Origin of the sequence: Mesorhizobium sp. B2-8-1, assembly GCF_006440955.1 — a bacterium.
Taxonomy (GTDB): Bacteria; Pseudomonadota; Alphaproteobacteria; order Rhizobiales; family Rhizobiaceae; genus Mesorhizobium.
In genome coordinates this window covers 411306-437831 of the sequence record NZ_VFTX01000004.1, presented here as the reverse complement: position 1 = coordinate 437831, position 26526 = coordinate 411306, and the positions used below count along the sequence as shown (strand labels likewise).

The 26526-nt window shown below is 63.8% G+C and carries 28 protein-coding genes; 15 read left to right on the top strand and 13 right to left on the bottom strand.

Translation table 11 applies throughout. From position 1 onward, the window contains the following. Positions 1-93 precede the first annotated feature (93 nt). Together FJ428_RS13950 and FJ428_RS13945 are read right to left on the bottom strand one after the other, a co-directional pair. The gene (locus FJ428_RS13950) at positions 94-1890 is read right to left on the bottom strand and encodes a chloride channel protein (RefSeq protein WP_140665857.1); all 1797 of its coding nucleotides are present in this window, start codon (positions 1888-1890) and stop codon (positions 94-96) included. 131 nt (positions 1891-2021) lie between these two features. Beyond that, positions 2022-2321: a putative quinol monooxygenase gene (locus tag FJ428_RS13945; RefSeq protein WP_140665860.1), complete on the bottom strand. Its 300-nt coding sequence runs from the start codon at positions 2319-2321 to the stop codon at positions 2022-2024. 113 nt (positions 2322-2434) lie between these two features. Between FJ428_RS13945 and flhA the strand changes: the two genes are divergently transcribed. From flhA to FJ428_RS13930, 3 genes are read left to right on the top strand one after another with little or no spacing between them, the layout of a single operon-like run. Beyond that, positions 2435-4522 carry a flagellar biosynthesis protein FlhA gene (gene flhA / locus FJ428_RS13940; RefSeq protein ID WP_140496240.1) on the top strand — a complete coding sequence of 696 codons (2088 nt, stop codon included), beginning with the start codon at positions 2435-2437 and terminating at the stop codon, positions 4520-4522. Further along, positions 4519-5271, top strand: coding sequence for a flagellar biosynthetic protein FliR (gene fliR / locus FJ428_RS13935; protein WP_140496241.1), 753 nt, complete (start codon positions 4519-4521; stop codon positions 5269-5271). The genes flhA and fliR overlap by 4 nt, the downstream gene beginning before the upstream one ends. Position 5272: 1 nt before the next feature. Next, the gene (locus FJ428_RS13930; protein WP_140496242.1) at positions 5273-5656 is read left to right on the top strand and encodes a hypothetical protein; all 384 of its coding nucleotides are present in this window, start codon (positions 5273-5275) and stop codon (positions 5654-5656) included. A gap of 175 nt (positions 5657-5831) precedes the next feature. On the opposite strand, the gene FJ428_RS13925 is transcribed toward FJ428_RS13930, so the two are convergent. Together FJ428_RS13925 and FJ428_RS13920 are read right to left on the bottom strand one after the other, a co-directional pair. Next, entirely contained in the window at positions 5832-6290 is a 459-nt protein-coding gene (locus tag FJ428_RS13925; RefSeq protein WP_140513653.1) for a nuclear transport factor 2 family protein, read from the bottom strand. A gap of 90 nt (positions 6291-6380) precedes the next feature. Further along, the gene (locus FJ428_RS13920) at positions 6381-6743 is read right to left on the bottom strand and encodes a hypothetical protein (RefSeq protein WP_140879585.1); all 363 of its coding nucleotides are present in this window, start codon (positions 6741-6743) and stop codon (positions 6381-6383) included. An 80-nt stretch (positions 6744-6823) separates the two neighbouring features. Between FJ428_RS13920 and FJ428_RS13915 the strand changes: the two genes are divergently transcribed. Both FJ428_RS13915 and FJ428_RS13910 read left to right on the top strand, forming a co-directional pair. After that, complete coding sequence (locus FJ428_RS13915; protein WP_140879584.1) at positions 6824-7402, top strand: TetR/AcrR family transcriptional regulator; 579 nt, start codon at positions 6824-6826, stop codon at positions 7400-7402. Positions 7403-7873: 471 nt separating this feature from the next. Continuing rightward, entirely contained in the window at positions 7874-8668 is a 795-nt protein-coding gene (locus FJ428_RS13910; protein WP_140879583.1) for an SDR family oxidoreductase, read from the top strand. A 234-nt stretch (positions 8669-8902) separates the two neighbouring features. On the opposite strand, the gene FJ428_RS13900 is transcribed toward FJ428_RS13910, so the two are convergent. From FJ428_RS13900 to FJ428_RS13890, 3 genes are all read right to left on the bottom strand, one after another. Further along, positions 8903-9784: a DUF1194 domain-containing protein gene (locus tag FJ428_RS13900; RefSeq protein ID WP_140496462.1), complete on the bottom strand. Its 882-nt coding sequence runs from the start codon at positions 9782-9784 to the stop codon at positions 8903-8905. Between the two features lie 47 nt (positions 9785-9831). Beyond that, positions 9832-10473 carry a hypothetical protein gene (locus FJ428_RS13895; RefSeq protein WP_224518901.1) on the bottom strand — a complete coding sequence of 214 codons (642 nt, stop codon included), beginning with the start codon at positions 10471-10473 and terminating at the stop codon, positions 9832-9834. A gap of 111 nt (positions 10474-10584) precedes the next feature. Next, positions 10585-11583 carry a DMT family transporter gene (locus FJ428_RS13890; protein WP_140879581.1) on the bottom strand — a complete coding sequence of 333 codons (999 nt, stop codon included), beginning with the start codon at positions 11581-11583 and terminating at the stop codon, positions 10585-10587. Between the two features lie 151 nt (positions 11584-11734). Between FJ428_RS13890 and FJ428_RS13885 the strand changes: the two genes are divergently transcribed. The 5 genes from FJ428_RS13885 (at position 11735) to FJ428_RS13865 (ending at position 15990) form a co-directional block, all read left to right on the top strand. Then, on the top strand, positions 11735-13708 hold the full coding sequence (locus FJ428_RS13885) for a BTAD domain-containing putative transcriptional regulator (protein WP_140879580.1): 1974 nt from the start codon (positions 11735-11737) through the stop codon (positions 13706-13708). 174 nt (positions 13709-13882) lie between these two features. After that, positions 13883-14482, top strand: a complete 600-nt coding sequence (locus tag FJ428_RS13880; protein ID WP_181167292.1) for a rod-binding protein — start codon at positions 13883-13885, stop codon at positions 14480-14482. A 13-nt stretch (positions 14483-14495) separates the two neighbouring features. Beyond that, the gene (locus FJ428_RS13875; RefSeq protein WP_140496250.1) at positions 14496-14921 is read left to right on the top strand and encodes a hypothetical protein; all 426 of its coding nucleotides are present in this window, start codon (positions 14496-14498) and stop codon (positions 14919-14921) included. A 30-nt stretch (positions 14922-14951) separates the two neighbouring features. Further along, on the top strand, positions 14952-15473 hold the full coding sequence (locus FJ428_RS13870) for a hypothetical protein (RefSeq protein ID WP_140513659.1): 522 nt from the start codon (positions 14952-14954) through the stop codon (positions 15471-15473). 232 nt (positions 15474-15705) lie between these two features. Beyond that, positions 15706-15990 carry an SCP2 sterol-binding domain-containing protein gene (locus tag FJ428_RS13865; protein WP_140496252.1) on the top strand — a complete coding sequence of 95 codons (285 nt, stop codon included), beginning with the start codon at positions 15706-15708 and terminating at the stop codon, positions 15988-15990. A gap of 83 nt (positions 15991-16073) precedes the next feature. Here FJ428_RS13865 and FJ428_RS13860 read toward each other — a convergent pair whose 3' ends face one another. Next, positions 16074-16631 carry an N-acetyltransferase gene (locus FJ428_RS13860; RefSeq protein WP_224518913.1) on the bottom strand — a complete coding sequence of 186 codons (558 nt, stop codon included), beginning with the start codon at positions 16629-16631 and terminating at the stop codon, positions 16074-16076. A gap of 266 nt (positions 16632-16897) precedes the next feature. Continuing rightward, the gene (gene odc2 / locus FJ428_RS13855) at positions 16898-18031 is read right to left on the bottom strand and encodes an ornithine/lysine decarboxylase (RefSeq protein WP_140496253.1); all 1134 of its coding nucleotides are present in this window, start codon (positions 18029-18031) and stop codon (positions 16898-16900) included. A gap of 685 nt (positions 18032-18716) precedes the next feature. Between odc2 and FJ428_RS13850 the strand changes: the two genes are divergently transcribed. The 3 genes from FJ428_RS13850 (at position 18717) to FJ428_RS13840 (ending at position 21533) form a co-directional block, all read left to right on the top strand. Then, complete coding sequence (locus FJ428_RS13850; RefSeq protein ID WP_140496254.1) at positions 18717-19616, top strand: LysR family transcriptional regulator; 900 nt, start codon at positions 18717-18719, stop codon at positions 19614-19616. An 88-nt stretch (positions 19617-19704) separates the two neighbouring features. Next, the gene (locus FJ428_RS13845) at positions 19705-20373 is read left to right on the top strand and encodes a DUF1007 family protein (RefSeq protein WP_140496255.1); all 669 of its coding nucleotides are present in this window, start codon (positions 19705-19707) and stop codon (positions 20371-20373) included. Then, positions 20370-21533: a nickel/cobalt transporter gene (locus FJ428_RS13840; protein ID WP_140879579.1), complete on the top strand. Its 1164-nt coding sequence runs from the start codon at positions 20370-20372 to the stop codon at positions 21531-21533. Before FJ428_RS13845 ends, FJ428_RS13840 begins: the two co-directional genes overlap by 4 nt. A gap of 149 nt (positions 21534-21682) precedes the next feature. Here the strand turns inward: FJ428_RS13840 and denD are convergent, their stop codons facing one another. The 4 genes from denD to FJ428_RS13820 are packed head-to-tail and all read right to left on the bottom strand — an operon-like array spanning position 21683 to position 24685. After that, positions 21683-22657: a D-erythronate dehydrogenase gene (gene denD / locus FJ428_RS13835; RefSeq protein WP_140496257.1), complete on the bottom strand. Its 975-nt coding sequence runs from the start codon at positions 22655-22657 to the stop codon at positions 21683-21685. Between the two features lie 12 nt (positions 22658-22669). Continuing rightward, positions 22670-22882: a SoxR reducing system RseC family protein gene (locus FJ428_RS13830; protein ID WP_140879578.1), complete on the bottom strand. Its 213-nt coding sequence runs from the start codon at positions 22880-22882 to the stop codon at positions 22670-22672. Between the two features lie 60 nt (positions 22883-22942). Beyond that, complete coding sequence (locus FJ428_RS13825) at positions 22943-23971, bottom strand: cation diffusion facilitator family transporter (RefSeq protein ID WP_140624303.1); 1029 nt, start codon at positions 23969-23971, stop codon at positions 22943-22945. Positions 23972-23998: 27 nt separating this feature from the next. Beyond that, positions 23999-24685 carry a GNAT family protein gene (locus FJ428_RS13820; RefSeq protein WP_140522370.1) on the bottom strand — a complete coding sequence of 229 codons (687 nt, stop codon included), beginning with the start codon at positions 24683-24685 and terminating at the stop codon, positions 23999-24001. Positions 24686-24768: 83 nt separating this feature from the next. On the opposite strand from FJ428_RS13820, the gene FJ428_RS13815 reads away from it, so the two are divergent. Together FJ428_RS13815 and FJ428_RS13810 are read left to right on the top strand one after the other, a co-directional pair. Next, complete coding sequence (locus FJ428_RS13815; RefSeq protein ID WP_140496261.1) at positions 24769-25953, top strand: pyridoxal phosphate-dependent aminotransferase; 1185 nt, start codon at positions 24769-24771, stop codon at positions 25951-25953. Positions 25954-26101: 148 nt separating this feature from the next. After that, entirely contained in the window at positions 26102-26476 is a 375-nt protein-coding gene (locus tag FJ428_RS13810; RefSeq protein ID WP_140496262.1) for a YciI family protein, read from the top strand. Positions 26477-26526 lie beyond the last annotated feature (50 nt).

Here is a 26526-nt window from a genome sequence, read left to right as displayed (position 1 = left end):
CTGCTGAAGTAGGGCGGAGAACAAGCTTGGCCACGGCAGCTTCGCCCTGCACGAGCTCAGCTAGGCCGGCTCGGCAGCCTACCTTCGCCCGACCTACCCTTCGCCCGACAAGTCCCGGCGCGCTTTTTCCAGCTCCTCGGCATAGCGCCGCATCAGATGGCCCTCGGTCAGCAGTCCGAGCACGATGTGGTCGGTGAAATCCTCGACCACGGCCAGCTCCTCGGCGCCGGCCCGCTGGAAGGTCTCGGCGGCCGACTGCACGTTCATGCTCGGCACCAGGACGGCATCCTTGTATTGCGCGAGGTCGCGCACCGCCGTCTCGCCGTCGGACAGGTCGCTGTGCAGTTCGGCAACGATCAGCACGCCGACATACTGGTCACCCGCGTCGACGGCGATGACGCGCTGGGCCGAGCCCAGCGGTACCTGCTTGCGGAAGGCCGCAAGCGTCGTGTCGGCATTGATGGTCTTGATGTCCTTGCGCATCATCGAGCCGACGGTCAGGCTGCGCATCCAGCCGACGTCATGGGCGCTGCGGATCGTTTCGCCGCGCAGATGAAAGCGCCACGTCGAGAAGGAGTAGCCGAAGGTCTCGCGCACCAGGATCGCCGCCATGATCGAGGCCGCCAGGACGACGCCGGTTAGCGTCAGGTCGCGGGTCGATTCCAGCGCCAGGAACGTCATCGTCAGCGGCCCGCCGACGACGCCGACCGCCAGCGATGTCATGCCGACGACGGCAGCGACGGCGGAATCGATGCCGGTCGACGGCGAGATGAAAGCCATCACATCGGCGAATGCCTTGCCGAGCAGGGCGCCAAGAAACAGCGAAGCGAAGAACAGTCCGCCGCGAAACCCCGAACCCAGCGAGATCGCGGAAGCCGCCAGCTTCAGCACGAAGACGCTGGCCACCACGCTCAGCCCATAGTTCATGGCGAATTCGCGATGCAGCGCGCCGTGGCCGCTCGACAGCACCTGCGGCGTGACCAGCCCGAGCAGGCCGACGATGACGCCGCCGATGACGGGACGCAGCGAGGCGTCGACCGACAGCTTGGCAAAGGCGCGTTCGACCAGCGTCACCAGATGCATGATGGCGATCGAGGCGGCCCCGCCAAGCAGTCCAAGCAGCAGGAAGGGCACGTACTGGCTGGCCGTGAGTGCCGGCAGGCCCGCAAGCTCCAGCGGGAACGGCACGCCGCCGAACATCTCGGCGGTGAGCGAGGCGGAGATCGCCGCCGTCATGACAGGCACCACATTGGCGACCGAATAGATGCCGATGACCAGTTCGAAACCATAGAAAGCACCGGTCAGCGGCGCATCGAAAGCCGCCGCGATGGCGCCGGCGGCGCCGCAGCCGACCAGGATGCGGACATCATTGCGGCGCAGCTTGAACAGCCGCGCCAGCCGCGAAGCCAGGCCGGAACCGACCTGCGTATAGCCGGCTTCCAGCCCGACAGAGGCGCCGAAACCGCTGGAGATCATGGTCTGGCCGGCGATGATGAACGTATCGGTCAGCGACATGCGACCGCCATAGAGCGCGTTGGCCTCGATCGGGTCGACAGGCGTGCGAAATCTCCGCTTTCTCAGCCAGATCACCGTCAGCCCGAGCAGGATGCCGCCGATCGCCGGGATCAGGGCCTGCATGGGGTGGGCGAGCGAGAACATGCCGGAAAGCCGGCCGCCGGGCTGTACGCCGAACAACAGCCCGTGCAGGTCCTGCACGATCTGGCTCATCGCGGTGACCAGTATGCCCGCCATGACGCCGACGATGCCGGCAAGGACGACAACCGCGATGCCTCGCGCTTCGAGCAGCGGGATCGAATTGATGAGCACCGCGCGCAGCCGGCGAGCGTAGACTTGCGGTTGATTCCTGGGCGATTGGTTTTTGGTAAGCACCGGAGCGGCTCGCCGACATCAGCAAGGCATTGAAAACACTGCCGTGCTGATACGCCGAGCGGCACCGCATGGCAACCACAATGACGGCGCCCGCGCGCCCTTTGGGAGGGAGCCCGTCCGGCCGCCGATGGTCAGGTCGGCTTCGGGTCGCCGGCCTCGTAGAGCACGAGATTGCGCTCGCCGATGCCGAGCGCCGGCCAGCTTGCGCGCCAGTCCACAAGGTGCGGCGCGGCGAAATGTGCGTCGAGCGCCGCCCTGTCACTCCAGACTTCCGTGACCCGAATCAACCCGGCGTCGAGGACATCCCGCGCATAGGAGTATGCGAGGCAACCGGGCTCGGCACGGCTGGCAACAACCATGCGTTCCATCGCTGGCCTTGCCTGTTCGAGCTTGTCGGGTGGCAGACGAACCGTGCCGATGACCAGCAGCATGAGATTTCCTTTCGATGGTTGGGCAGGCCACTCTCCCACCCTCGCGCAAGCTTGGCCAGCTACCCTCGCCGGGCTGTCGCATGCTCGGCAGCCCACGGTTTTCGAGGACTAGAATGGCGATAAGCGAAAGCATCCAGCCCGGCGCCGTGGCCAAGAACGGTCGCGACGTCTTCTTCGCGCTGGGCATCGTCATCATCCTGGCCGTGCTGTTCCTGCCGATCCCGGCCTTTCTGATCGACGTCGGCCTTGCCTTCTCGATCGCCCTTTCGGTGCTGATCCTGATGGTGGCACTGTGGATCCAGCGGCCGCTCGACTTCTCCTCGTTTCCGACCGTGCTGCTCATCGCCACCATGCTGCGGCTATCGCTTAACATTGCCACCACGCGCATGATCCTGTCGCACGGCAATGAAGGCACGCACGCCGCCGGCTACGTCATCGCCGGCTTCTCCAAACTGGTGATGGCCAGCGATTTCGTCATCGGCCTGATCGTCTTCATGATCCTGATCGTGGTGAACTTCATCGTCATCACCAAGGGCGCCACCCGTATCGCCGAGGTCGGCGCCCGTTTCACCCTCGACGCCATCCCCGGCAAGCAGATGTCGATCGACGCCGACCTCTCCGCCGGCATGATCGACGACAAGACAGCGCAGTTGCGCCGCCGCGAGCTGGAAGAGGAATCCTCCTTCTTCGGCTCGATGGACGGCGCCTCGAAATTCGTCCGCGGCGACGCCATCGCCGGCCTCATCATCACCGCCATCAACATCGTCGGCGGCATCGCCATCGGCTATATCAGGCACGGCATGGGCATGGGCGAGGCCGCCGACGTGTTCATCAAGCTGTCGGTCGGCGACGGTCTGGTCACCCAGATCCCGGCGCTCATCGTCTCGCTCGCCGCCGGCCTGCTGGTTTCCAAGGGCGGTACACGCGGTTCGACGAACCAGGCCGTGTTCGGCCAGCTCGGCGCGCATCCGCGAGCGCTCTATGTGGCGGCGGCGCTGCTGGTGCTGCTCGGCCTGATGCCCGGCCTGCCCTTCTTCCCCTTCTTCGCGCTCGCCGGCGGCATGGCCGGCCTCGGCTATGTCATTCCGATGCGCCACAACCGGGCCATGGCCGAGGCCGAGGCGCTGAAGAACCAGGAGAAGGCGACCAAGGCCGAGGAAGAGAAGAACTCGGTCAAGGCCTCGCTGGCCACCGCCGAGATCGAACTTCTGATCGGCAAGCAGCTTTCGACCCGGCTGCTGGTCTCGCATCAGGAGCTGGTCTTCCGCATGGCCAAGATGCGCAAGAAGTTCGCCCAGCAATATGGCTTCGTCGTGCCCGAAGTGCGCGTCGCCGACGATTTCGCCATCCCGCCGAAAAGCTATCAGATCAAGGTGCACGGAACGGTGGTCGCCGAATATTCGATGCGCGTCGGCGAGATCATGGTGCTGCTCGGCAACCGCGACGTTCCCGAAATTCCGGGCGAGGAGATCCGCGAGCCGGCCTTCGGCATGCGCGCCTATTCCGTCATGGAAACATTCGCCGAGGATCTGAAGCGCGAGAACTACACCTTCGCCGACAACATGTCGGTGCTGCTCACCCACCTCTCCGAGGTCATCCGCAACAACCTGCCGCAGCTCCTGTCCTACAAGGACATGAAGGCGCTGCTCGAGCGCCAGGATCAGGAATACCGCAAGCTCGCCGACGAGATCTGCACCACGCACATCTCCTATCCCGGCCTGCAGGCAGTGCTGAAGCTGCTGCTGGCCGAGCGTGTCTCGATCCGCAACCTGCACCTGATCATCGAGGCCATCGCCGAGATCGCGCCGCATGTGCGCCGCACCGAGCAGATCGTCGAGCATGTCCGCATCCGCATGGCGCAGCAGATCTGCGGCGATCTTTCGGAGGGCGGCGTGCTCAAGGTGTTGCGTCTCGGCAACCGCTGGGACCTCGCCTTCCACCAGAGCCTCAAGCGCGACGCCAAGGGCGAGGTGCGCGAGTTCGATATCGATCCGCGCCAGCTGGAAGAATTCGGCCAGGACGCCACCAAGGCGATCAAGAAATTCCTCGAAGCCGGCGAGCGTTTCGTCCTCGTCACCGCGCCCGACGCGCGCCCCTATGTGCGCATGATCATCGAGCGGCTGTTCACCACGCTGCCGGTGCTCTCGCATGTCGAAATCGCCAAGGGCGTCGAGATCAGGGTGCTCGGGACCATATCGTGAGCGTTCTCTCGCAAGCGGTCGTCATCGCGGCGTTCCTCGCCTTCTGCCGCATCGGCGCCTGCTTCATGCTGATGCCCGGCCTGTCCAGCGCCCGCATCCCGGTGCAGGTCAGGCTGTTCGTTGCGGTCGCCGCCACCGGCGGCCTGCTCGCCTTCCTGTGGGACAAGATCTTTCCCTTCGTCGATCCGCGTCCGCAGATCCTGGTGCCGATGATCGTTTCCGAACTCCTGGTCGGCGGTCTGATCGGCGCCATGACCAGGCTCTACATGGAAGCCCTGCGCTTCATGGGGTCGGCCATCGCCATGCTGATCGGCTATGGCGGCTCGGGCGGGCCAGCGATCGAGGAGCCCGAACCGCAGGCGGCGCTCGCCGCCATGATCTCGTTCTCGGCACTGCTGCTGCTGTTCGTCTTCGACTTCGACCATGAGATCATACGCGCGCTGGTGACGTCCTATACGGTCGCGCCGGTCAACGTCTTCTTCAACCCGCAGGCGGCACTGGTCGATGTCGCCGACACGGTGTCGGACACCTTCTTCCTGGTCATCCGCCTCGGCAGCCCTTTCGTCGCCTATGCCATTCTCGTCAACCTGACGATCGGCTTCGTCAACAAGCTGACGCCGCAGATCCCGATCTATTTCATCTCTCAGCCCTTCGTCATCGCCGGCGGCATGCTCATCTTCTATTTCGCCGTCGGCTCCATGCTGTCGCTGTTCGTCGACGGCTTTGTCGACCTGACGCTGGCGAGGTGACATGAGCACGCGCAAGGACCGCCTGAAGAAGCTGGTCAAGGTTCAGGAACAGTTGAAGGCGCTGCACGAGACGCGCCACGCCACCCTCCTCGCCGCCGCAAATGCCGCCGAAGCCGAGGCCAAGGAACTGGTCGAGCATTTCGACAAGGACAATTCCCTCTCCGGCCTTTTCCCCGATCTCTACCACCGCCGCATCGCCCAGGCCGTCGTGCGCCAGGAGGCGAACCTCGAAAGCGCCAGGAAGGAGGCCGGCCTCGTCGCGTCGGCAACCGCGCGCACCAACATGGTCGAGCGCGCCTACAAGGACGTGCGCAACCGCGACGAACGCGAACGCTCCGACCGCGAACGCCTCGATCTGATCGCGCAGAAGCGGGGACAGGAGTAGAGGAGGAGGTCTGGACGCAAAGCAAGCCTTCGCAGCGGAATCCTGACTGACCGCTTTGCGCCTCGTACGGGCTATGGATGCAATTTCGCGTCTACCCAGAAGCCGCCCGTACAGCCTGTCGAAGAATGTGCCGAGCCTCCGCATTGCGGAGGATCGTAAAAAGGCGACGTTTCAGCTAGCTTGTTATCTGTTCGGCGGCAGCTTCTTCGAGGCCCGCTGCCGCTTGGAGGGCAAGACCGCGAGCCGCTGCCTGTGAATCGTAAAATTCCTCCAGCGCATGGACCCTGCCCCACCGCAGGGTAAACACGTGGAGACCTCGGTTGATGTACGACGTGTCGCCGTTGAGCAGGGTCGCGGTGCCATCCCACTGGGCAAACACAGTGGTATGCCATGGCCAGCCCTCCACCCAGATGTGATTGACCGTGAGATGGAGGGTGGGCAGAACACGGCCGAGGCGTTCAAACCAGCGGCGCAGGGCTTCCTTGTCGTGGCGCTCTCCACCAAGCGCGTGGGCGCCGCCAACCCGATGATGGACATGCGGCGCGAGTGCTTTCACCGCCGCATCCCAGCGATGATTGTTGACGTCATCGAAGCTCTTTCGGATCGATTTCTCGACAAAATAACTATATAGCATATCACTCTCCTCCAACTCATTCGGTAGTGCGATCGAAGGCACCTGTGGCAAGCTGTTCGGACGCAGCCGACACCATGCAGGGTCTGCGCGTCAGCGCATTGTCGCGTCGGCTCGCAGGTATGTGTCGGTCTCGGTCGAGATCGTGACCTCCTCGCCCGACCTTGAGAACGCATAAAGCGAATCCTGATGGCCCGGCATGGAAAAGGCCACGGAGTCGCCGTCAGCAAGGCCCATGACGAAGCGCAGCGGATCACCTCCGATCTTCGGCGCGAAGGTGGTGGTGACCTCCAGCAGGTCGCCGTTGACCGGGACGTAGTAGACCACCATGTCGAGCTGTCCCTCGTGCAGGCTGGCAGCTTCGATCGGGCGTCCGATGGTCGCTTCCTCGGCAAAAGCCGGTTTCGCAAGAAACATCGCGGCCAGAACGGACGCACTCAGGGTTTTGCGGATCATCTCATATCTCCTTTTTTGGATTGCGTTCGACCTCTATATAATGTATAGATTACGAATGCAATCTAAAAAAGGAGATGGCGATGCGCGTAAGTCGCACTCAGGCCGCGGAAAACCGCGAAACCGTGATCAATGTGGCAAGCCGCCTTTTTCGGGAGCGAGGTTTTGACGGCATTGGCCTCAAGGATCTGATGAAGGGCGCCGGGCTGACCCAGGGCGCCTTTTACAAGCAGTTCGAGTCAAAGGACGACTTGGCGGCGCAGGCATCCAGGCGCGCGATGGAAAGCGCCACCGACAAGTGGTCGGCCGCGACAGCGGCAAACCCTGGGAAACCGCTCGACGGGGTGATCTCATTCTACCTCAGTATGGATCATCGGGCGGAAAAGATGGACGGCTGCCCGGTCGTAGCGCTCGGCTCGGATGCGGCCAGGCAAGGCGCCGAGGTGAAGGCCTCATTCGAGGCCGGCATCAAGGAGTACCTCGAGATGCTCGGCAGTTGGGTTGGCGAGGACGACAGCGAAAAGGCCGGCGACAAGGCAATGGCCGTTCTCTCGACAATGGTCGGCGCGGTCATGCTCTCGCGGGTGGTCAACGACCCCGACCTCGCGCAGGCTTTTCTGGATGCGGCGGCCAATCAGGTTCGCGAGACAGTCGCCATCTGAACCATGCGGGCAGCGGCGCCTGATCCATTGCTCGCCGCTCGGACCGAACCGTCGCGCGCGACTGCGAAGAAGTAACGGATACCGTCCCAGTCGATCATGGAGAAGTTCGCGTCGTCATGTGAAGCTCCCGGTGCAATTTCGCACCACCGTAATGCGTATCTTCCGACTGCATGGCGCGCTTGGGCACGCCTACCTCTTGGCGTGAGGCAGCGGCGATGCGTCCGCCCCCCGAAGGAGAATTGCGATGAGCTATTCGATCATAGATTTGGGGCTGTTGGCCAGGCGCTGGCCCGTATGTTCGCCCGCCAGGAAATGGCGGTGTCCCTGGCAAGAGCCCGGGCTCGGCGTCCTTCGGCACTAGCATTCGGAACGCCTGCGTGCGCTCGCGCGGCTTATCTAGCTGAGCGGCATCAGCTGACCTCCGGGCCATCCGTCCGGTCGTCCGGCCACCTATAATCGGAGATCAAGGGCATGAACATCGAACTCAAGGGCCGCAAGGCCATCGTCACCGGATCGACCGCCGGCATCGGTCGCGCGATCGTCGAAGGGCTGGCGCGCGCAGGCTCCGCCGTCGTCGTCAATGGACGTACTGAAGAGCGGGTCGCCGGGACGCTCCGGGAACTGCGCGCGCTGCTGCCTGACGCCGACCTCACCGGCATTGCCGCCGATCTCGCGACGGCCGAGGGCTCGGCGGCGCTCGCGGCGCAGGCGCCGGATGCCGACATCCTCGTCAACAATGTTGGCACTGCGCGTCCCAATGGCTTCTTCGAGCAGGACGACGCCGCATGGCTCGACCTCTTCCAGCTCAACGTGATGAGCGGCGTGCGCGCCGCGCGCCACTATATGCCGGGTATGGTCGAGCGCGGGTGGGGACGGGTCGTCTTCATCAGTAGCGAATCCGCGCTCGCGATCCCCAAGGAGATGATCGACTACGGCATGACCAAGACCGCGTTGCTGGCCGTGTCGCGCGGGCTGGCCGAACTTGTCGGTGGCACCGGCGTCACGGTCAACGCTGTCCTGCCGGGGCCGACCGACTCCGAGATTCTCGGCGACTGGATGAAGGCCACCGCGAAGGAGCAGGGCATCACGCAAACGGACGCCGAGCATAATTTCCTGAAATCGCTGCGTCCGACCACGCTCATCAACCGGTTCGCGACAACCGAGGAAGTCGCGAACATGGTCGTCTACACCTGCTCCGAGCAGGCCTCGGCGACCACCGGCGCCGCGTTGCGCGTCGACGGTGGTGTGCTCCGCTCGATCGGATGAGCCGCGTCCCACCGCCGCGGTGGCATGAGGGTCGCCGCGGCTGAGCCGGCCTCAAATCGGCGCCGGCTCGGGTGACTCATATCGGCGGCGATTATCGGATCGTCGGAGCCGCCTGGGGTGCCCCGATCAACCGGGCCGAGGTCAAGATCGACGAGCGGCCGTGGATAGATGCCAGGAGCCGCCGTCTGCTCTCGGCCCCTACGCGGACGTGCAGCAATGCGCCACTGTCCGGAATTACGGTTGAGAAGAGCGCCCGTCCGCCGGTTGCGGGAATTGCCCTTCGTTGTTCATGCTTACTTCCGTGACCAGCTTGCGGCGAAGCGCCGTGCTGTAGTCGTTTGGCCCTTTTGGCGTCATGACGAAGGCCTGGGAACCGCCAATGACCGATTTGGCAAAATAAGATGCCAGCGGATTGCCGGGATCGTCGTCTTCGGTGGGAATGGCGATCGCGTTGATCGTATATCCCTTGGCAATGGCGTTCAGCCTGCTCGGCTGAACAGGAAGTCCGTCGTTGTTCTCACCATTGGAGGAGATATCGATGACCTTCTTGGCGGCATTTCCAGGAAACTGGTCCAACAGAAGACTGCCAATGTCGATAGCCGAGGAAACCGATGTTCCGGATCGCCCTCGACGGATGACGCCGGTATCCCCTTTCCTGCTGATCTCCGCCGCCGCCGCTCTTGCATCTTCCAGTCCGCAGATGCTTGTCCACGGCAGTATGGTGCGTGCGTGTCCGGGGCTCGACCATTCAAAGTAGGCCACGCCGATGCAGCCGACGTAATTCCGGCCGATGGCGGCGATGATCTCGGGCGAAGTGAGTGCCGCGGCATGTCCCTCGCGTTGCAGATCGGCGATCTTTGGATCAATCGATGCCGAGAAGTCGACCGCGAACACGATGGCGACGTCGACATTCGCTGCATGCGCCGGGAGATTCCAGAACGCAGAAGCTGCAAGTATCCCCGCCAGCCTCAGGAGTGAATTGGCTCGGCTTGCCAGCCCCCTTCCCGATGTCTTTGTCGGCGAAAAAAGATTGCCCCGGCCTATCGACTGCACCCGCCCGCGAAAGGAGACCGCTCCAGAAGAGGGACCGGCGTCCTGATACATATCTGTAAACATGCCCATTCTCCATCTCGACAACCGATCGTTGTCAAAGCCGCCCATTTTCAACATGTGGAAATTTGACGAGGGACCTTGGACCCAACGCCGAACAGCAGCAGATCGGCCTTGGTCCACAAAAGATAACAGCCGAGTAACGTCAGCGGCATGATGAGTGCCGCGAAGGACTCGCCCGACCAGACCGCCGGCAAAGCCTGGCCGAGGGCGACGGTTGTCGCCACCACTGCCGGCAACCTGCTGGCGAGAACCGCACTGCGGAACGGATCGGGCCAGGCGGTCGGCCACACCGGAACCCGCCTACCCGGGCTGTGAAAGGTGCTGCCGAACTTGCCGAGCGCATGCAGCAGGCCGGAGGTCGCCGCAAGCAGCGGGTCGCCGAGCAGCAAGAGCGCGGTGCCGAGCCCGATTGCGCCTAGTCCCGAGAGGAAGTCGCCCAGACGATTGAGGGTGGGATCGGGAACATCCGGCTTTGCCCAAGCCCGGTGGTAGGCTTCGCCGCCGCAGAAAAAGACGAGGGTAGCCAAGGTGAGCGCAACAGTGCCATGGCTGCCTGCGAAATAGTCCATCACCGCCGCGATGACAGCGCTTTCCTCATGCTGGCCGACTGGCGCGGCCGCAATTTGGGTTGCAAGACCTACGACGAGGCCAAGCGCGTTGCCACTGTTGTAATAGCCGCCGGGTCCCTTCATGCGGGCACCAAGGGCCGATCTCAAATGTGCGAGCGGAAGAAGGACTGTCCACGCATTCATCGCAGCGCCCCCGCGGCCTGTCCGGCCGCGCTCGACACGGCGACGTTCGCATCAGCGGCAGTGGTCATCGCATTCCTCCACCGGACCTGAACTGTTGACGCGGCGTTCGCCTGCCCCGCTTGCCGGCGCTGTTGCAAAGGCAGGGGCAATGTCGAAGAGTTGGTTCGAAGCGGTCCGCAAGGACTCACGTGCCTGCGGCGTTCGGTTCGATCGTGCTACGGAAAGGATCGCACCGAGAATGATCGCGGCTCCCAAGGCGCCCGGCCACGAACTCCGCTCGCCCAGAAAGATCGCCGCGCCCAGCGCCCCGAAAACGCTTTCGGCACTGACGATCACGGCGGCGTGGCTGGCCGGCGTGAAGCGGAGGGCAACCGTCTGTATGCCGAAGGCTATCGCGGTGGAGAAGACGCCGAGTATCGCCAATTCCGGACCGGCTGCGAATGCGGCGGCCAGCGACAGGTTGCCTTGCATTGCCCCAAGCGGCAGGGCGAAGACTGCGGCGCCGAGGAATTGTGCGGCGGCGGCGGTGAACGGCCGCGCATGGGCCTGCATGTGCCGGCCGAGCTCGACCGCCCAGAGCGCATAGCAGGCAGCCGACAGGATGGCGGTGAGATCCCCGCTGCCGAGGCCGCCGATCCCATCCGACAAAAGCAGGGCTCCGACCAGGGTCAGCCCGGCAGCGATCGTGAGGCCCGCTGTCGGACGCTCGCCGACGAGCAACCAGGCGGCCAGAGGTGTCATTACGGTTGCCGTGCTCACCAGAAAGCTTGCATTGGTGACCGAGGCTCCGACATAGCAAAGCTGCTGAAGCGTGATGGAGATGGCGAACAGCGCGCCCACCCTGGCCAGGCTCGGAAAATAGCCCGCCCCGATCGCCACTCGCCTTTCGGTCAAGACAAAGGGCAGCACCAGCAGCCCGCCGATCAGGCAACGCAGACTTACCGCGCTCATGGCGTCGAGATGGACCAGCACCGTCTTTTGCGAGACGTTGCCGAAGCCCCACAATGCGGCTGCAAGGAGCAGCAGCAAATTGGCTCTTGTTCTGGACACGCGCCCCCCTTGAACCAAGCATTGCGTTGACTTGGCCGCCTAATTTAGCGAAGTCTAAATGACATGCCGTCACGGGGGCGTTTGAAGCGCGGTGACGGACGATTGCGGAACGTTAGATTTGCGTTAGAATTTCGTCAGGCTGAGGCAGCAGATGCAAAGTGACGACGGCGGCGCTGCAAATAGAATCTCACTCTTCGGCGGCTTCCGTATTGAAACAACTGGCCCGCTTCGACTGGTCGGGAAACGCGGCCCGGCAATCGTTGCTTATCTGGCCCGATGTCCGGGCATGGCAGCGACGCGGGAAAAACTGGCTGACCTGCTATGGGGCGACAGCGATGGCGGGCATTCGCGCAACAGTCTTCGCCAAACCCTCAGCGTCCTGCGCCGCGATCTCTCGGGTGTCGATCTTATCCATTCCACCGGAGAGTTGATCCACCTCAGGCCAGAGGCGTTTCGGGTCGATGTGGAGGAGTTCGAGACGGGTTTATCGGCCCGCTCCGCGCAGGAACTCGAAAAGGCTCTGGCGAACTACACTGGCCCGTTTCTCGACGGTCTCCATGTGGGAAGCAATGGCTTCGACGACTGGGTCGCGTCGGAACGCGACAAGTTGCTCGGTCGTGCGCTTGAATCATTCGAGAAACTGGCTCGCCTCGTCGACGCTGAAGCGGGCCTCGTCCTGGCCGATCGCGTCCTGGCCATGGATCCGGCGCGGGAAGAATCCTATCGGCTCAAGATGGAATTGCTCCTTGCTTGTGGTCAACGCGACAAGGCGCTCAGGACATACGAGGCCTGCAGAAGCATGCTGAAGAAGGAGTTCGGCGTCGAAGCCGGCCCAGAGACGCGGGCACTATGGCAGTCCCTGCTGCTTGCTTCCGACACGGCGCCACACGCGCCGTCGGCAAGTGGTGTTGCGGCCAGCCATCGCCTCGGACACCCCTCCATTGGCGTTGCCGACTTCACCAATCTGACCGGAAAACAAGGCGACAATTTTTTCTCCAAGGGACTGGTCCAGGACATCACGACAGCCCTTTCCGAGGTGGCCGACTATGTCGTGCTCTCCGCGGCTCCCCCCACAGATAAGGTCGGCCTGCGCCAAGAAGGTAACGCGCCGGGAGCGCTGCGGGCACAATATGTGCTCAGCGGCAGCATCCAGAGATCCGGCAATGGGTTGAGGGTGAACATCCAGCTTGTCGATGCCGTCGGCGGTCATCATGTCTGGGCCCAGAAGTTCGACGGCCAGTCCGAGAATGCGCTCGAATTCCAGGACAGGATCGCCCAGTCCGTCGTTCTGGCGGTGATCCTCGAACTTCAACTGACCAACTGGAAGGTCCGCGACAAGAGTCCGCCTGGTCCCCCTGAAGTGCGCAGGTTGGTGAACGAGGCGCTCATGAAATATTTTGAGATGACCCACGACTCGCTGCTGGTCGGGATGGAACTTGCGACGAAGGCGCTCTCGACAGGGCCCGACAACGCCCGTGCGAAGCGGACGCTCTCGATCATGATTTCCATGGGCATCGCGTTTGGCGCGCTGCCCCGCGAGCAGGGCAATATCGAGTATACGCTGGCGCTTGCCGAGGCCGCGGTGCGGGCGGTGCCGGACGATGAAATTGCCCGGTGCATCTTGTCATTCGCTCTCGAAAGTTGCGGTCGTATCGACGAGGCGATCGTCGAATGCCGGCACGCGATCAGCCTCAACCCAAATTATCCGAGCGGCCACGGCGATATTGCGATGCTCTTCGCGCTGCGCGGGCAGGTCAGCGAAGCCGTGCGCGAGGCGAACGAGGCGATCCGGCTGGGAACCCATGACGTCATCGACTACTGGCGTCACCACGGGCTCGTTATGGCGCTGTTTGCCGGCGGAGACGATCAGCGGGCGCTCGAGGTCGCGCGCAAGGTGGTCAGGACAAAGCCGGGCTTCGTTCGTGGCGCGCTTTATTGGGCCGCAGCCGCGGCCGCAACCGGCAATCGCGATGAAGCGTCGCGGGCCATCCATCATTGCCTGTCACAACTTCCGCATCTCAATCTGAGCAATGTCTGCCCTGGCTTTGTGCCGCGCTATGTGAAGGATCATCACCATTCCCGGTTCCTTGAAATGCTGTCGAGGGCCGGTCTTCCCCCGTCCTGAAGCCCCTCGCGTTCGAACGGATTCGGGCGAGACGCTTTCTGCAGGTCGTTCTCCCAAAACCGGAAGCCACTTTTTACGCGACATGCGTTGTTGAAACTCTGGCTACGCGGCTGGATACAGAGAACCCTGGCCTTCCTTCCTCCGCCCGCAAGCCTGCCACAAGCTTGTTGAGGCATGGTCTGGCCAAGGAAAACCGATAAAAGGCCGACTTTCTTGGCGATCTCTCCACCCAGCGACATCGTGATGGATGTTGTCCGAGCAGCCGAGCCGGCGGATCTCGCGGCCGCGCGCGCCGCACTGACCAGGCATGCGGGCGGCGTTGCCGGCAGCTTTTCGGTCGAGGCCGCTTCGGCCGGGACGATGCTGTCGCGCGCCACCGCCGACCAGGCCATGGCGGCCGATCCATCCAAGAAGTTCAAGAAATTCGAAGCCATGGTGCTCCAGACCTTCATCCAGAACATGATGCCCAAGGACACCGAGGGCGTGTACGGCAAGGGCCTGGCCGGCGACATGTGGAAATCGCAGCTCGCCGAGCGCGTCGCCGACGTCATGGCCGAGCGCGGCGGCATCGGCATCGCCAAATCGCTGCTCGCCGACCATTATCTCGAAGGCAAGCGCAAGGTGCCGATCGGCCCAGTCTCCGGCGGGCCTGAAAAGACCGAGATCGACCGGCAGAGCCGTCTGTCCACCTCGCTCGTCCAGGAACTGCAGCGCAAGGCCGCCAGGTCCATGACCGGCGATGAAACGACCACAAAGACAGACATCAAGATCTAGACTGGGAAACGCCATGGCCGACTTTTCGGAATTCACCGCCAACCTGCCGGCGCGCACGGCCACATCGGAAGCCCCGGTCGCACTCGCGCGGCCCGGAAACCTTGCCGCCATCATCGGCCGCATCGAGGAAGTCGTCGAGCAAGAAACGGCCGGGCTGCGCAGCGACACCGGCTACGACCTCAAGGCATCGAACGCGCGCAAGAGCCGCTATCTCTATGAACTGACCCGTGCCATGCGCGGTGGCAGCGAAGCCGAGTTCCTCGAACAGCACCGCGAAGGTCTTGTCCGGCTTCGCCAGAAGCTGGCGAAGAACGAGGCGGCGATCCTGGCGCATCTGAGCGCCGTCAACGAGGTCGCAGGCCTGTTGCGCACCGCCATCCAGCGCGCCGAAACCGACGGCACTTATTCCGCCGGCGAATTCGGCCGGGCGCGCGGTTAGCGCGCGGTGGTCGCCGGCTCGGGTGCCTGAATGGTCAAGGTCATCGCCATCGCGGTCTGGATCTGCGTCGCCACGCTCGGCGCGGTGTTCTATTCGTTCCAGGCCGCCGGCGACCGCGGCGTCGGCGAAAAGCCGAAGCCGATGCTGGGCGGACTGGACTACGTCAAGACCGAGGTCATCTCGGTGCCGCTGATCCGCAACGCCAGGATCGACGGTTATTTCCTGACCAAGTTGGTCTACACGGTCGAACCCGAGCAGATCAAGAAACTGTCGATCCCGGCCGAGGCGCTGATCACCGATCAGGTCTATTCCTACCTCTATTCCAATCCGCAGATCGACTTCACCAAGAAGGAGACGATCGACCTCGACGCCTTCCGCGCCGCGATCCGCGATACCGTCAACACACGCGTCGGCGCCACACTGGTGCATGAGGTTCTGGTCGATCAGGTCAATTTCCTGAGCAAGGATGAGATTCGCGACAACTGGCTGCGCCGCCGGCAGGAAGCCGGCGCCACGGCGTCCGAGATGACCAAGGCCTTCAAGTCGCATTGAGCCCCCGGCATGCCACTGGCCAGGCACGGTGATCCGGTCCCTCGCCCGGTGCGGCGATAGAACCAGGCCCTGCAATTCGCATTGACGTAAACGTCAATCCAAAGCTATATGCGGCAGCGACCGTGGCCGCGAAGATGCATGGGTTTCGGGCGGATCATGCCGGGGCGCCACAGATGCAAGCAGACAAGCAGATGCAACCGAACAGGCAGATGCAACCAGACAGGAGAACAGCGTGAGCGTTCAGGAGATTGCCGACAAGATCAGGTCGCGCGTGGCCAGCAGCGGGTTCGATCGTTCCGTGAAATTCGACACCGGCAGCGATGGCGTCATCGTCATCGACGGCGCCGATGTCTCGACCGCCGACGGCCCCGCCGACTGTACCATCAAGCTCTCGCTCGACGATCTGGACTCGCTGATATCGGGCGATCTCAACCCGACCATGGCGTTCATGACCGGCAAGATAAAGGTCGAAGGCGACATGTCTGTCGCCATGGCGCTCAGCCAGTTGATCGGCTGAGACAGAAGACCGCCGAGACTGTCCTCGGAACGAAAACGCCGCCGTTTCGGGCGGCGTTTTTCGTTCGTTTGGGGCTCAGCGCCTCAGGCCGCCAGCGCCTGCGCCTTCAGCTTGCGCCCCGCGGCCTTCAGCGTGCCATGGACGCCGTCGAGCGCGCCCTCCACCAGTTCCACCGCGAGCAGCCGATGCCGCTCATACGGGCCCGGCATGGCCAGCGAACCGGTCTTTGCGGCCGAGAAGCCGAAGCGGCCGTAATAGGGCGCGTCGCCGACCAGCAGGATCGCCGCGTGGCCGAGACGCGCGGCTTCGGCGACCGCATGGCGCATCAGCGCCGAGCCGATGCCGGCACTCTTGAGCGAAGGGGCGACCGCCAGGGGCCCAAGCAACAGTGCTGCCGGACCGCCCTCGCCCAGCGTGACGTCCCAGAGCCGCACCGTGCCCATCACGGCGCCCGATGCGTCGCGCGCGACGAAAGCCAGGCCTTCGGAGGGCCGCCGGCCCCGCCGCAGCTTCTCCGACGACTTCGTCTTGCGCTTCGGCCCCATGGCGGCATCGAGCAACGCCTCCCGCGCCACGATGTCATCAGGCGTTTCGGCAACGATGGCGAAAGCACGGGCACTCTCCCCCCTCGAGGGGGAGATGTCGCCGAAGGCGACAGAGGGGGTCGCCGCGCGTGAAGCGCTAGCCCCATGCGGTCCAAGAGACGTCGAGGCGGCTGAGACAAACCCCTCCGGCCACTTCGTGACCATCTCCCCCTCAAAGGGGGAGATGTCGCGCGCAGCGCCTTCGACAACGAAATTTGCAATGTCCATTTCCGCGCTCCCTTCACGAGCGGAGACTGTTCCACAGGCGAGCCCGGATGGGCGACAAACGCCCACCTGGGATGATCCGACGGTTCTTTCGACCGTCAGATCACGTAGGATCGGAGAGGCTCGAAACCGTTGAAGGCGACCGCCGAATAGGTGGTCGTGTAGGCCCCGGTGCCTTCGATCAGCACCTCGTCGCCGATGGTCAGCGACAGAGGCAGCGGATAGGGCGTCTTCTCATACATCACGTCGGCCGAATCGCAGGTCGGGCCGGCGAGCACGCAAGGCGCGGTTTCTGAGCCGTCATGCGCGGTCACTAGGGGATAGCGGATCGCCTCGTCCATCGTCTCGGCCAGGCCGCCGAATTTGCCGATATCGAGGAACACCCAGCGCACATTGTCGTTGTCCGCCTTCTTCGAGATCAGCACGACTTCCGACTTGATGACGCCGGCATTGCCGACCATGCCGCGGCCCGGCTCGATGATGGTCTCGGGAATGGCGTTGCCGAAATGCTTGCGCAGCGCCGAGAAGATGGCCTGGCCGTAAGCCTGGGCCGCCGGCACGTCGCGCAGGTAGCGCGTCGGGAAGCCGCCGCCCATATTGACCATCTTCAAGACGATGCCTTCCTCGGCGAGCGTCGAAAACACGGTCTTGGCGTCGGCCAGCGCGCGATCCCAGGCCGTCAGGTCGGTCTGCTGCGAGCCGACATGGAACGACACGCCATAGGCGTCGAGCCCGAGCGCCTTGGCATGGCGCAGCACGTCGACGGCCATCGCCGGCACGCAGCCGAACTTGCGCGACAGCGGCCATTCGGCGCCCTCGCCATCGGTCAGCACGCGGCAGAACACGCGGGCGCCTGGAGCGGCGCGGGCGATCTTCTCGACCTCCTCGACGCAATCGACGGCGAACAGCTTGATGCCGAGCTGGTAGGCGCGCGCGATGTCGCGCTCCTTCTTGATGGTGTTGCCGAAGGAGATGCGGTCCGCCGGCGCACCGGCGTCCATCGCCATCTCGACTTCGGCAACGGAAGCGGTGTCGAAGGACGAGCCCATCGCAGCAAGGAGGCGCAGGATTTCCGGCGCCGGGTTTGCTTTCACCGCATAGTAGATCCTGGAATCGGGCAGCGCCTTCTCGAAGGCACGGAAATTGTCGCGCACGACATCAAGGTCGACGACGAGGCAAGGACCGGTCGGACGTCGGGTGGCGAGGAAGTCGAGGATGCGCTGCGTGGCCATCGGGTTTCTCCATCACGCCTTTCGGCGCGCACAAGGGTGCGGACGCGGGCTGTCGGCCTCGCGAACACGCGGTGGACAAAGGCGGGACGGAAATCCATGGAACCAGCCGGTGGAGACCCCGGAACCATGAAACGCCGTCTCGCGGCGATGAACCTTGGCCTTGCCCGGCTTCGGTTCGCTTTGTCTGCCTTGGCTTGGATTGGGAGAACCCCGTTCCGCACTGCCGGCAATGATGGTGTGCCTCTTCAGTAACCCCGGTCTTTGGACAACCGGCAGAGAACCAGAAAGGCCCGCACCGTCGTTGCTTCAAGGTGTCCTCGGTCTGGCGGTTGGCCGCTAAACCGACTGGAGGGGTTGGCTCCAGTTACCTTACCGATTTCCCTCACCATTCAGAGGATCGGCGGACACCCACAGGCACGTGCGACTTTGGGCAAGCGCGATATAGGGGCAGAGAGATTCACAATCAATAAAAATCGTATCGCAGGTTGTAAAAATTCCGGCATCGAACAATGTTGGTTTCACCGTATCCGGATATCGAACGATGACAGGCACGCACGACCCTCTCGACCCCCTTCTGCACCCTCGCAAGATACCGGTGGGCCGGCCTGTCGCTGGCCCTTCCGGCGGCGACATTGCCCTGATACGGCTCGGCCGAAATCTCGACGCCGCACGAAAGGCCTGATTCATGGACACACTGACCCGCATGCGCGCCTTCATCGACGTGGTCGAGGCCGAGGGCTTTTCGGCGGCGGCGCGCAAGATCGGCCGCTCCAAGGCGCTGCTGTCGAAATATGTGCGCGAGCTGGAGGACGAGCTCGGCGCGCTGCTGCTCAACCGCACCACCCGCCAGTTCTCGATGACCGAGGCCGGCCACACCTATTATCGCCGCGCCTCCGAGATCGTGCGCGAGGTCGACAGTCTTGCCGACGCCGTGCGCGAATCCTCCGGCGACGTGCGCGGCAGGATCAAACTGTCTGCGCCGCGCACCTTCGCCGACGCGCCGATCGGCCAGTCGCTGATCGACTTCGCCAAGCAATATCCCGACATCGTGCTCGACATCCAGCTGGACGACCGCTTCGTCGACCTCGTCGAGGAAGGTTTCGATCTCGCGGTGCGCATCTCGCGCCTGGAGAACTCGTCGCTGATCGCCAGGCGTCTGGCGCCGTTTTCGACACGGCTGTGCGCATCTCCCGAACTCATCGCAAAACATGGCATGCCGGTACGGGCGCAGGATCTCGGCCGCATGCCCTGCATCGTCGACACCAATGGCCGCGGCTTGAACAACTGGCAATTCAAGGGAGACGGCGAGGATACGGTGAGCGTCTCGGTCTCCGGCCCGATCGAAGTCAACAGCCCGATGGCGGCGCGGGCTGCTGCCCTGTCGGGGTTGGGATTTGCCATCCTGCCGGATTTCATCGCCGTGCCGGATATTGCGAGCGGCCGGCTGGTGACGGTGCTGGATGACCGCACCCTGTCGGGTGCCGGCATTTTCGCCGTCTATCCGCACCGGCGCTATTTGCCCGCCAAGGTGCGTGTCTTCGTCGATTTCCTGGTCCAGTGGTTCAGGACGCGCGAAACCGCATGACCGCCTTCAATTGCGGCGCGGTCCCATTTTCGCCCCCTTTCTGGTAACTGTCCACTTCTCTCCGAAGCCAAGGGAATCGCGACCGCGAATGCATCTGAGACGGCACGCAATCATGCTGGCTTCGGCCCTGGCGGCGACATTGGCCGCCGTTGGACCGGCCGAGGTGCATCCGCACGTTTTCGCCGAGGCCCGCCTCGACGTGATCCTCTCCCCGGATCACCAAAGCGTGAAAGCGCTGCGCCATCTCTGGCGCTTCGACGATCTGTTTTCCAGTACTGTCATGATGGAGTTCGACAAGAATTCCGACCTGAAGCTTGACGACAAGGAGTTGAAGGAGGTCGCCGACACGGTCCACGCCTCGCTGGCCGAATTCAACTACTTCCAGCTCGTCACCCAGGACGGCAAGGACGTGCCGATGACGCCGCCGCCGCATCTGATGGCCAATTTCGACAACGACCAGCTGATCATCCTGTTCGAGTCCGAACCGAAGGCGCCGATCAAGCTCGCCGGCAAGATCGATATCGGCGTCTACGATCCGACCTTCTACACGGCGATCGATTTCACCGAGGACGCCAACATCACGGTCGAGGGCCTGCCCCCGAACTGCACCGACAAGGTGGTCCGCCCCGACCCGGATGAGGCCATCAAGGAAAACCAGAAGACCCTGACGGACGCCTTCTTCAACGACCCGACAGGCACCGACATGAGCAAGATCTTTGCCACCAAGCTCGAACTGACCTGTCAGCCAGAAGGATGAACCCGGTGATGAGACCGTCCCTGCGTTTGGCATTCGGCCTGTTGGCCATCAGCTTCGCGATGGTGCATTTCGCCGGCTCGGCTCATGCCCAGAGCTCGCTTGGCATCGGCGTCAACGATGGCATGGCGCCGACCACCGGCCCGTTCGCCCACATCCTGATGTGGATCAATCTGCGGCAGCAGGAATTCTATCGCGCGCTCGCCACGGCGATGAAGGCGATGCGCCAGGACAACAGCAAGCTCTGGGTGCTCATCGGCCTGTCCTTCGCCTACGGCATTTTCCACGCCGCCGGCCCCGGCCACGGCAAGGCGGTGATCTCGTCCTACATGGTCGCCAACGAAGTGGCGCTGCGGCGTGGCATCCTGTTGTCGTTTGTCTCGGCCCTGCTGCAGGGCCTGACCGCGGTCGCGGTCATGGCAGTCGCCTATTTCGTCCTGCGCGGCACCGCCGTCTCGATGACCGACGCGGCCTGGTTCATGGAGATCATGAGCTTCGTCTTCGTCACCCTGTTCGGCGCCTGGCTGCTGTGGCGCAAGCTCGGCCCCTCCGTCCTGCGCCTGTTCGGCAGAGGTCCCGCCTACAGCCTGTCGGCGGCTCACGCGGGGCATTCCCATGCGGGCCATTCGCATGCCGCTCACAGCCATTCGGCGCACGCGCTGCATCAGCATGATCATCATGACCACGGGCATGAGCATTCGCACGATCATCATGACCACGGCGCGCATGACCATCACCACGATCATGGCGCGCACGATCACGCGCACGCGGCGGGCGAGGTCTGCGAGACCTGCGGCCACTCGCATGCGCCAGATCCGGCGCTGCTGTCCGGCGACCGCTTCGACTGGCGCACCGCCTGGACGGCGGTGGCCGCGGTCGGTATCCGCCCCTGCTCCGGCGCGCTGATCGTGCTCAGCTTCGCCCTGCTCAATGGCCTGTGGCTCGGCGGCCTGCTGTCGGTGCTGGCGATGTCGATCGGCACCGCCATAACCGTCTCGGCGCTGGCCACGATCGCGGTGACCGCAAAGAACTGGGCGGTGTATTTCGCCGGCGACGGCCGCATGGGCAACCGCATCCATTCGATCGTCGAGATCGGCGGCGCCGCCTTCGTGTTCCTGTTCGGACTGCTGCTGCTGTCGGCGAGCCTGACGGGCGGCGTTTGATCCGGAAGTAGCGCCCGAAGGTGTGTTGAGGTTCAGGTCAGGCCGCGCCGAGAACGGTTGATATCGAGAACCGAAGCGGAGCGTACTTAAAGTACGTGAGCACCGGAAGCGCAGGTATCAGCCGTTCGCAGGCCGGCATCACCTGAATATCAATACACCTTGCCGCCCAGTTCATCCTCGATATGAGCGCGGATAATCTCGTCAAAACTCTTCTCGGCGCTGAAACCGAGTTCCCTTGACCGCCGCGCCTCGAACCGCGTCGGCCAGCCCTTGACGATCGCCCAGATCGTCTCGTCCGGCTCCTCGCGGATCAGGCTCACCGCCTTCGGCCCGGCGATGCGTTCCAGCGCCTCGATCTGCTCGCCGACAGTGACGGCGACGCCTGGCATCGTCAGGTTGCGGCGCGGCCCGACGGCGGCGCCGTCGATCCCGGCCGCATGGATCAGGAAATTCACCGCCGAGCGTGGGCTGGCGTGGGTATGGACGACGGTGCGCGGCACCGGCAGGATCGCCTCCTGACCGTTCAGCGGCTCGCGGATGATGCCGGAGAAGAAGCCGGAGGCCGCCTTGTTCGGCTTGCCCGGCCGCACGCAGATGGTCGGCAGCCGGATGCCGATGCCGTCGAAGAAGCCGCGCCTGGAATAGTCGGCCAGCAGCGCCTCGCTCATCTGCTTCTGCGTGCCGTAGGAGGTCAGCGGCGTCGTGTGGAATTCATCGGGAATGACGTCCGGGAACGGCGCACCGAACACCGCGATCGACGAGGTGAACACGACGCGCGGCGCAAACCCAGCCAGGCGGATGGCATCGAACAAGGCGCGCGTGCCGTCGAGATTGACGCGGTAGCCGAGATCGAAATTGGCTTCCGCCTCGCCCGACACGATGCCGGCGAGATGGAACACGACGTCGGGTCGCGACGCGACCAGCCTCTCGGCGGCGCCCGCCTCGGCGAGATCGCCGGTATGGCTGTGGATGCTGACGCCATCGATGGCCGGCGCCTGTGGCGGTACGATGTCGTGTAGGTCGAGCGCGGTGATCTTCTGGCCGCGCAGCCTGCCGTCCTTTGCCAGCCGTGCAATGAGCTTGCGGCCGACCATGCCGGCGGCGCCCGTGATCAGAATGCGCATGTCGAACTTCCCTTATTTGCTCTGATTTTTGCGTTGGCTGCGCGCGCGCAGCCAGAACACCAAGAAAAACGCCAGCACGAACGCGGTGCCGAAGATGCCGGCCAGCACGGTCGACAGATCGCCGAGGGCCAGCATGATGTTTGGCAGGAAATAAACGGCAATGCCGAACAGCAGCATGATCGACAGCGCGGCGATGGCGGCGTTCTTGCTATCGCGATCCATTATGCTGTCCCTGCGTGGCCAGGGGTCGTCGAGCTCGGATTCAAGGCGCTTGGATTCCCTGCGTCAGTGATGATGGCCATGATGCAAAGCCGCGTCATGCCCCTGGTGGTGATCATGGTCATGACCATGGTCGTGCTCGTCGCCGTCGTCGGCGCACTGGCCGAATTCAGGTTCCACCGTGGCATGGCTGATGCCATGCTCCGACGCAAGCCGCTTCTTGATCGCGCTGACCGCCTTGTGCGCGTCCACGCCCTCGTTGAGGCATGCATGCAGCGTCGCCATGCTGCTGGTGCCGTCGATCGACCAGATATGCATGTGGTGCACCTCGCGCACCCCCTGGACCGTCGTCGCGATGTCGCTGGCGATCAGGTCCCGGTCGAGGCTCGGCGGCACCCCTTCGAGCAGGACGTGGGCGGCCGCGCGCATCAGCGACCATGCCGTGGACAGGATCAGCAGCGAGACCAGCACCGACAGGATCGGATCGATCGGGGTCCAGCCGGTGGCCAGAATGACGATCGCCGCCACGATTGCCGCGGCCGAGCCGAGCAGGTCGCCGAGCACATGCAGGATGGCGCCGCGCATGTTGAGGCTCTCACGGTCGCCGCCATGCAGCACCAGGAAGGAGCCGATGTTGACCAGCAGGCCGAGGATCGCCACCACCAGCATCGGCCCGCCCAGCACCGGCGCCGGCGTCTGCAGGCGCTCCCACGCCTCGTAGACGATCCACAGCGCGATGACGAAGATGGCGATGCCGTTGGTGTAGGCCACCAGCGTCTTGACCCGGCCGAAGCCATAGGTCAGGCGGACGGTCGCCGGCCGGTCCGCAAGATGAAACGCGTACCAGGCAAGGCCGAGCGCAATGGCGTCGGCGAGCATGTGGCCGGCATCGGCCAGCAGCGCCAGCGAGCCGGTGAAAAGACCGCCAAGCGCCTCCGCCACCATGAAGCCCGCCGTCAGGCAGGCCGCGATCAAAACGCGCTTCTTGTCGGTCGAGCCATGACTATGCGCGCTGTGGCCGTGCCCGCTGTAGCCGTGCCCGCTGTGGTCGTGCCGGCTGTCGTCGTGCCGGCTGTCGTCGTCACTGTGCGCCAATGGCAAACTCCCATGCCCGGATTCAGCTCAAGCGCCGAATTCCGCGCGAAAATCCTCGAGCCGTCGTTTCTGCTGGCCGGCACCGTCGAAATTGGCCGGATCGAGCCACGCCTCGTAGGCTTTGCGCAAGGCCGGCCATTCCTTGTCGATGATCGAATACCATGCGGTGTCGCGGTTTTCACCCTTGACGATCAGGTGCTGGCGGAAAACGCCCTCGAACTTGAAGCCGAACCGTTCCGCGGCGCGCTTCGACGGCTCGTTGCGGTTGTTGCATTTCCATTCGTAGCGGCGATAGCCGAGCTCGTCGAAAATGTATTTCATGAACAGGAACTGCGCTTCCGTCGCCGCCGGCTTGCGCGCGATGAGCGGCCCCCAATAGATGTTGCCGATCTCGATGACGCCATAGGCCGGATCGATGCGCATCAACGTCTGGCGCCCGGCGACCTTGCCGCTCGGTTTGTCGATGACGGCGAAGAACAGCGGATCCTCGCTCGCCTCCACCTTGTCCAGCCAAGGCTGGAAGGCGGCGCGGGTTTCCGGCGGATAGTCGGGCAGCCAGGCGAAGCGGCCATCGACGTCGGCCACGGAAGACGCTTCATAGAGGCCATCGCCATGCTTCGCGGCGCTCAGCGGCTCAAGCCTGACATAGCGGCCCTCCAGCACCTTGCGCTCCGGGCGCGGACGCGGTTGCCAGTCCTTGAGATTTTCCGACACCGAAAGCTCCAATCCGTTTGACTTTTGCGGGCCGAAGCTCACAAAAACGCAACCGCATAGCAAGAACCACACGGACGGGAAAAATGCTCCACACGATTTCGGCCTTCGATCGTCTCGGCGAGGAAAACGCCTTCGCCGTGCTCGCGAGGGCCACGGCACTCGCCCAACAAGGCCGCGACATCGTCAATCTCGGCATCGGCCAGCCCGACTTCAAGACGCCGCAGCACATTGTCGAGGCGGCGATCAAGGCGCTGCGCGACGGCCACCACGGCTACACGCCGGCGAACGGCCTGTTGGCGACGCGCGAGGCGGTGGTGCGCCGCACGCTGACCACGACCGGGGTCGAGGTATCGCCCGAGGCGGTGATGATCCTGCCCGGCGGCAAGCCGACCATGTTCGCCGCCATCCTGATGTTCGGCGAGCCCGGCGCCGAGATCCTCTATCCCGATCCCGGCTTTCCCATCTATCGCTCTATGATCGAGTTCACCGGTGCGGCACCCATCCCCGTGCCGATGCGCGAGGAGAACGGCTTTGCCTTCTCGGCCGAGGAGACGCTGGCGCTGATCACCTCTAAGACGCGGCTCCTGATCCTCAACTCGCCGGCCAACCCGACCGGCGGCGTCACACCGCGCGCCGAGATCGAGAAGTTGGTCAAGGGACTGGAGGCACATCCGCGGGTGGCCATCCTTTCCGACGAAATCTACGACGTGATGACCTATGACGGCGAAAAACACTGCTCGCTGCTCGGGTTTCCCGAAATCCGCGACCGGCTGATCGTGCTCAACGGCTGGTCGAAGACCTGGGCGATGACCGGTTGGCGCATGGGCTGGTCGATCTGGCCGAACGGCGACAAGGGCGCCCATCTCTACGACAAGGTGCGCAAGCTGGCGGTCAATTGCTGGTCCTGCGTCAACGCGCCGAGCCAGTTTGCCGGCATCGCGGCCATCGACGGCCCACAGGACGACGTCGACAAGATGATGCGCGCCTTCGACCGCCGCAGGAAGATCGTGGTCGAGGGACTGAACGCCCTGCCAAACATATCCTGCATCACGCCCAAGGGCGCCTTCTATGCCTTCCCCAACGTGTCGAAGACCGGCTGGAAGGCGAAGAAACTCGCCTCCGCCCTGCTTGACGACGCCGGCGTGGCACTGATCGGCGGCCCCGATTTCGGCATTCTCGGCGAGGGCTATGTCAGGCTCTCCTACGCCAATTCCGAGGAGAACATTTTGCGCGCGCTGGACAGGATCGGAGCGTTCCTGGCCAAGTGAGGCCTCCGGCGTTCGCCGCGAGTCCGCATCGATTGCCGCTGGCGGCATGGCAATGTCATGATGCGTCGGGAGGCGCATGGCCAAAGACTGTGCCTGCGTGCGGGGAGCCGCTACGATCGTCGGATCAGGATCGAAATGGGGTGCCTCGATGTTTTATGCAATTCTTGCCTATCACGTGGAAGACGCGATCAAGGCACTGACGCCGCAGGAAGATGCGGCACTGATGACCGACCTGCTCAAGATCCACGACGGGCTCTATGCGAACGGCAGCCTCGGCCCCTCGGCGCGGCTTGGAGCGACCCAGTCGGCCTGCACCTTGCGCGGACCCGGCGACGGGATCGTCATCGACGGCCCCTTCGCCGAGACCAAGGAACAGCTTCTCGGCCTCTATGTCGTCGATTGCGCCAAGCGCGATGACGCGATCGCCATCGCGCGCGATCTGCGCCGCGTCAACCCGACCGCCGTCTACGAGATCCGCCCGATCGCGCTCTATCTGCCGGGCGTGGCGCTGGCGGGGGCCTAAAGCAATTCCGGGAAAAGCGAGTAGCGCTTTCCCTTCGGAATTGCGCAAAA

Bases quoted from the DNA above. Each gene is read 5' to 3' on its own strand.
- FJ428_RS13945 (WP_140665860.1), bottom strand. From the start codon at position 2,321: ATGCTGCTGGTCATCGGCACGGTTCGTCTGCCACCCGACAAGCTCGAA.
- flhA (WP_140496240.1), top strand. From the start codon at position 2,435: ATGGCGATAAGCGAAAGCATCCAGCCCGGCGCCGTGGCCAAGAACGGT.
- FJ428_RS13930 (WP_140496242.1), top strand. From the start codon at position 5,273: ATGAGCACGCGCAAGGACCGCCTGAAGAAGCTGGTCAAGGTTCAGGAA.
- FJ428_RS13925 (WP_140513653.1), bottom strand. From the start codon at position 6,290: ATGCTATATAGTTATTTTGTCGAGAAATCGATCCGAAAGAGCTTCGAT.
- FJ428_RS13920 (WP_140879585.1), bottom strand. From the start codon at position 6,743: ATGATCCGCAAAACCCTGAGTGCGTCCGTTCTGGCCGCGATGTTTCTT.
- FJ428_RS13915 (WP_140879584.1), top strand. From the start codon at position 6,824: ATGCGCGTAAGTCGCACTCAGGCCGCGGAAAACCGCGAAACCGTGATC.
- FJ428_RS13910 (WP_140879583.1), top strand. From the start codon at position 7,874: ATGAACATCGAACTCAAGGGCCGCAAGGCCATCGTCACCGGATCGACC.
- FJ428_RS13900 (WP_140496462.1), bottom strand. From the start codon at position 9,784: ATGTTTACAGATATGTATCAGGACGCCGGTCCCTCTTCTGGAGCGGTC.
- FJ428_RS13895 (WP_224518901.1), bottom strand. From the start codon at position 10,473: ATGAAGGGACCCGGCGGCTATTACAACAGTGGCAACGCGCTTGGCCTC.
- FJ428_RS13885 (WP_140879580.1), top strand. From the start codon at position 11,735: ATGCAAAGTGACGACGGCGGCGCTGCAAATAGAATCTCACTCTTCGGC.
- FJ428_RS13880 (WP_181167292.1), top strand. From the start codon at position 13,883: ATGGTCTGGCCAAGGAAAACCGATAAAAGGCCGACTTTCTTGGCGATC.
- FJ428_RS13875 (WP_140496250.1), top strand. From the start codon at position 14,496: ATGGCCGACTTTTCGGAATTCACCGCCAACCTGCCGGCGCGCACGGCC.
- FJ428_RS13870 (WP_140513659.1), top strand. From the start codon at position 14,952: ATGGTCAAGGTCATCGCCATCGCGGTCTGGATCTGCGTCGCCACGCTC.
- odc2 (WP_140496253.1), bottom strand. From the start codon at position 18,031: ATGGCCACGCAGCGCATCCTCGACTTCCTCGCCACCCGACGTCCGACC.
- FJ428_RS13850 (WP_140496254.1), top strand. From the start codon at position 18,717: ATGGACACACTGACCCGCATGCGCGCCTTCATCGACGTGGTCGAGGCC.
- FJ428_RS13845 (WP_140496255.1), top strand. From the start codon at position 19,705: ATGCATCTGAGACGGCACGCAATCATGCTGGCTTCGGCCCTGGCGGCG.
- FJ428_RS13840 (WP_140879579.1), top strand. From the start codon at position 20,370: ATGAACCCGGTGATGAGACCGTCCCTGCGTTTGGCATTCGGCCTGTTG.
- denD (WP_140496257.1), bottom strand. From the start codon at position 22,657: ATGCGCATTCTGATCACGGGCGCCGCCGGCATGGTCGGCCGCAAGCTC.
- FJ428_RS13815 (WP_140496261.1), top strand. From the start codon at position 24,769: ATGCTCCACACGATTTCGGCCTTCGATCGTCTCGGCGAGGAAAACGCC.
- FJ428_RS13810 (WP_140496262.1), top strand. From the start codon at position 26,102: ATGTTTTATGCAATTCTTGCCTATCACGTGGAAGACGCGATCAAGGCA.